This is a genomic window from Moorena sp. SIO4G3 (assembly GCF_010692305.1).
Taxonomy (GTDB): domain Bacteria; phylum Cyanobacteriota; class Cyanobacteriia; order Cyanobacteriales; family Coleofasciculaceae; genus Moorena; species Moorena producens_A.
Genome location: NZ_JAAHIG010000532.1, coordinates 1 through 4,939 on the forward strand (window position 1 = coordinate 1; position 4,939 = coordinate 4,939).

The following is a 4,939-nucleotide window of genomic DNA, read 5'->3' on the forward strand; positions in this document are numbered from 1 at the left end:
TGTTGTTTAAACGCTTATGGTGACTGGTTTCAAGGGTTAGCTAGCCAAAACCAAAGTTGGCAAAATTATCTGTTTAGACAAATCCTTAGGGCTGATAATTCCTTTACCAGGCAAGTGCAAGGTTCTGAATTAGAAACATTACCGCCAGCATTGGTAGACGCGGCTCGTCATGACTTACAAGCTTTACAAAATATCTATAAGTGCAGCAGTAAACAACTTTGTAAGTGGGTCAAAAGAGCATCTGTTTTACCAGTTGAACTGGTGCCTTGGAATTGTGAGTCAAGTCAATCAAGGTCGGGAGCTGACCACAGTGATAAATGTACTCGATGGCAAGAGGAGCTGCAAGCTAAACTAAACAATTTAGAAAATTGGGCTGATGGTTTGGAAGCGATCGCAGCATACTATCGAGAGTTTGGTACTGGAGTTTTTGCTGACTATCAGGGGTTTCGTTGGCAATCGGGTCAGTTGTTTGGTATTGCCAATCCAGATCCGATTAGACTCAGTGAGCTGGTGGGCTATGAATCGGCGCGGACGCAATTGCTCAAGAATACAGAATTTCTGCTGAAAGGCTACCGAGCCCTGAATGTATTACTTTACGGTAGTCGCGGTTCAGGTAAGTCTTCTTTGGTCAAGGCGTTGTTAAATGAATACGGTGAGCGGGGATTGCGAATTATTGAAGTCCCGAAATCAGAGATGATCGATTTACCGGTGATTACGGAGCAATTGCGAGACCAGCCTCAAAAATTTATTATCTTTATCGATGATTTATCCTTTGAAGAGGATAATGATTCCTACAAAGCTTTAAAGGTAATCTTGGAAGGGAATTTAACAGCACGACCTGACAATGTTGTGGTTTACGCCACCTCTAATCGACGACACTTGATTCGAGAATTCTTTGATGACCGTCCCCGTCCTAGCAATGAAGAGGTCCATGGTTGGGATACGGTTCATGAGAAACTGTCCTTTAGCGATCGCTTTGGCTTAACCCTAACCTTTGAAAAAGCTGACCAGAAAACCTACCTCAAGATTGTCCAACATCTAGCTACCCTAGCCCAAATCCCCCTTGAGCCTAGTGAAATCAGACCTCGTGCTTTACAGTGGGCAATCCGAGCCAATGGTTTCTCTGGTAGAACAGCACGACAGTTTATTGATTTTCTAAAAGCAGAGGAAGTGGGGAACAGGGAACAGGGAACAGGGATCTAGATGTAGGGTGGGCACTACACAGACCGATTAACTCAGCTTGGTGACATACTCCTACACTGACTCTGCTCTTACAGAGCCGCTCCGCGAACGACTTCAGTGTAGGCTTCTTGCCAACTCCACCCAACGGTTCGGATACTCGGCAAGCTTTATTAACGACACGGGATGCCCCTCCGCGCCGGAACAATACAAAAATTTGATTTTTTCGCTCTTTAATAGCTGACAAACCAGCATTTAAGGCCTTTGGCCACGCTTCGCGAACGGCTTTGTTTATCAGTACATATATTATAGCAATTCCATACATACCCTGTGCAAAATTCATCCCACACCTAATGCGTAGCATAGGTGTGGGATGAATTTTGCCGGACAGCTAATCCTGTAGCTAGCTACTGCCCACCTACTTACAATCAATTCATTCAACTATGCAGGGCTGGTAATTATATCACACTTATCAGATTTATCCCAAAAATAACCTTATTTCTTTAATTAACTTCCCAAACTCCTGACTCCCGATTCCCGATTCCCTACTCCCTACTCCCTACTCCCTACTCCCTACTCTCTCTGCTATCATCAATTATCCATGGGAAAAGCCCCTGGTCGCACGCTGATTAATTTGGTCTTACCGTTACGAAGCACTTCCACCTCTAACTGGGCACCCACCTCTGAGGCTTCCACACCCTGCTGAACCTCAGTGGCATTTTTAACTGGTTTCGACGCAACGGTTTTAATGATATCTCCTTGTTTGAAACCAGCTCTCTGAGCGGGGGAGCCTGGCACCACCCGGACGATTAAAACCCCATCATCTTGGGTGACTTTCAGGTCAAAGTCTTGGTCTTGATTAATTTTTTCTCTCAAGTCTGGGGTCAAGGTCACCATCTGAATGCCTAGGTAAGGATGCTCAACTTTACCTTTAGAAAATAGTTGATTGGCAATCCGTTCCGCAGTTTCCACGGGGATAGCAAACCCTAAGCCTTGGGCATTGGCTCGAATAGCAGTGTTAATCCCAACCACTTCACCAGTGGCATTCAACAACGGCCCACCAGAATTACCAGGGTTAATGGCGGCATCAGTTTGGATAAAGCTGACCCGTTTTTCAGGAACCCCGACTTGGGAACTGGAGCGCCCTAAGGCACTGATGATACCAACGGTTACAGTATTATCTAAACCGAGGGGATTACCAATAGCGATCGCCCATTCTCCTGGGGTCAAATTCTCAGCTTTACCCAAGTTGACTGTGGGCAAGTCCGTTGCTTCAATTTTGACTACGGCTACATCGGTGACTGGGTCAGTGCCTACTACTTGACCGTCAAAGCTGCGACCGTCTTTTAGGGTGACTTTAACTTCCTCTGTGCCTTCTACAACGTGGGCATTGGTGATCAAGCGTCCATCGGAGCTGAGGATAAACCCTGAGCCGGTGCCTTGCTCGATGCGCTGTTTTGGCATAGGCAGGTCATCCCCAAAAAAGCGCCTAAAGAAGGGATTGTGGAACGGTTGTGGGAGATCCCGTGATACTTGACGGGCTGCATCGATTCTCACCACAGCCGGACCTACTTTTTCTACCGCTTTAGCAATGAAATTCAGGTTTCTCTGGGGTGCAACACTTGATCGTTGTGGCGTGAATGGTTGTAATACTGCTGGAACGATTTGTGGGCGTCTGATTACCTCTTGCTCTGCCATGAGATAGCGACTACCCAAAACCCCTGCACCTCCGCCCAAGCCCAGCAATGTCAGATAAACGGTCAGCTGCTTTAGGGATAAACTCATGGTTTTAGAATTTTCAATAATTGCTTTTGGGGTCTATATACTTACACTTTACTGAAAAATGTCTAGTCTTGACCGAAGAATATTGTTAAGTTAGGGAAAATCGGGGGTGAGCAGTGTGATAGGTGTGGTTAGTATGACTAAACCTATAGTATAGCGCTTTTGATAGGAATTTGCTAAACAGAGTTATTGTTTAGTTGTTGGCTGTTGGGTTTAGAATGCGATCGCTTTTAGCGGCTCCTAGGTCGCATCGCGTAGGGTGACCAAAGGTCAATCGCTCTTTTTGGCTGTTGGCTTGAGAATGCGATCGCTTCCTGTGAATTAGAATTTATTTTGATAACGGATCAGCTTTAGGAATAAATCGCGCAAAATAGCCAATTTTTTCCTAAAATTTTTCAAAAATTAGGGATTATTACGGATATCGCGCAACCTTTCGAGATTATCACGGTAGGTAACAGTTTTAGGATGATTTGACCCTAACTTCCGTTCTGCAATCTCCAATGCCTGGACATATATGGGTTCGGCCTGATCGTAGCACCCCATTGATCTGTAGAGATTTGCCAGATTGTTGAGACTTTCGGCCACATGGGGATGGTACTGACCCAGCAGCTTCTTTCTGATATCCAATGCCTCGACAAAGAGGGGTTCTGCTTCATCAAAGCGGCTCTGAACATGGTAGAGTAATCCTAGGTTGTTGAGGCTTAGGGCTACATGGGCATGGTTCTCACCCAGCACATTTCTCATATCCAATGCCTGGACAAAGAGAGGTTCTGCCTTATGGTAGCGCCCCTGATTATAGTAGAGTAATCCAAGGTTGTTAAGACTTTGAGCCACATCGGGATGATCCTGACCCAGCAGCAGCTTTCTCATATCCAATGCTTCGACAAAGAGGGGTTCTGCCTCAGGGTAGTTTCGCTGATCATCGTAGAGTATTCCCAGGTTGTTGAGACTGGTGGCTATATCGGGATGGTTCTCACCCCGCCACTGCTTTGTCATATCCAAGGCTTGGAGCAAGAGAGGTTCTGCTTCATGGTAGCGCCCTTGAGCATGGTAAATTAATCCCAGATTGTTGAGATTGGTGGATAGTTTGTGATCTTCCTCACCTAACAGCTGCTTTTTCATCTCTAAACACTGAAGCAAGAGGAGTTCTGCTTTATGGTAGTGACCCATTGACCAATAGAGTAATCCCAGGTTGTTGAGACTGGTGGCTATATCGAGATGGTTCTCACCCAGGCGGCTTCTAGTTATATCTAAACATTGCTTATACCACGGTTCAGACTGGTCATAGGTACCTTGACCTTTATAGAATCCTCCTAAGCCCATAAAGAGCCCTATTAAATCTTCATCCCTGAGCCAGTCAGTTAGGGCTCTAGCTACTTCGGCTAAATGAGAGATGGCAAGGCTAACTGCTGCAATCTGATCACGAGTTGGTCTATCAGGAATTTCTTTTGCTACAGCCACCATTGCCTGACAAAAGCTTCGCTTGTAGCTATCTGCCTCTGGTAACTGAGCCAACTTGGTTTGGAAAAATTCTCGAATTAGTTGATGGAGCCGATAGGTTTTATGTTCGGTCAGTTGTAACAGATTACGATTGACTAGAAAGCGATTGGCCGTAGGCCACGCTACGCGAACGCGTAACTCCTCCAATTCTTCTTGTTCTTCTTCCGAGTCATCTTCATCTTCAGTTTCGATAACACACTTCTCTACCAGTAACCAATCAAAAGGAGCTTGAGCAAACAGACTCAGACGACATCCCAACTGCTGGGCTTCTGGTGGCAACTCCTGCCAGGATAACTCAAGGGCTGCTGCTAGTCCCAGCTGGGCTGTCATCTCCCCTTGTTCTTCTTGACAAAGTAATGCCTTAGCTGCGTGCGGCTCGTTCTAGCTAGGAACTCCCCGAAACGGGGAGAGTATGAGCTAGGAGACTGCGAGGAATAACACCTCATAAGTCTTAACTGTCTTTTGGATGGTGGTGAAA

At 46.0% G+C, this 4,939-nt stretch carries 4 protein-coding genes; 1 reads left to right on the forward strand and 3 read right to left on the reverse strand.

Annotation, left to right across the window (positions count from 1 at the left end):
* On the forward strand, positions 1 to 1,203 hold a 1,203-nt coding region (locus F6J99_RS42025), incomplete at its 5' end, for an ATP-binding protein (RefSeq protein WP_293122613.1).
* On the opposite strand, the gene F6J99_RS42030 is transcribed toward F6J99_RS42025, so the two are convergent.
* The 3 genes from F6J99_RS42030 to F6J99_RS42040 form a co-directional block, all read right to left on the reverse strand.
* Positions 1,145 to 1,522, reverse strand: coding sequence for a hypothetical protein (locus F6J99_RS42030; protein ID WP_293122615.1), 378 nt, complete (start codon positions 1,520 to 1,522; stop codon positions 1,145 to 1,147). The two genes, F6J99_RS42025 and F6J99_RS42030, sit on opposite strands and share 59 nt — an antisense overlap.
* A gap of 248 nt (positions 1,523 to 1,770) precedes the next feature.
* Complete coding sequence (locus F6J99_RS42035) at positions 1,771 to 2,964, reverse strand: HhoA/HhoB/HtrA family serine endopeptidase (protein WP_293122617.1); 1,194 nt, start codon at positions 2,962 to 2,964, stop codon at positions 1,771 to 1,773.
* A 399-nt stretch (positions 2,965 to 3,363) separates the two neighbouring features.
* On the reverse strand, positions 3,364 to 4,791 hold the full coding sequence (locus F6J99_RS42040) for a tetratricopeptide repeat protein (protein WP_293122619.1): 1,428 nt from the start codon (positions 4,789 to 4,791) through the stop codon (positions 3,364 to 3,366).
* Positions 4,792 to 4,939: the final 148 nt, after the last annotated feature.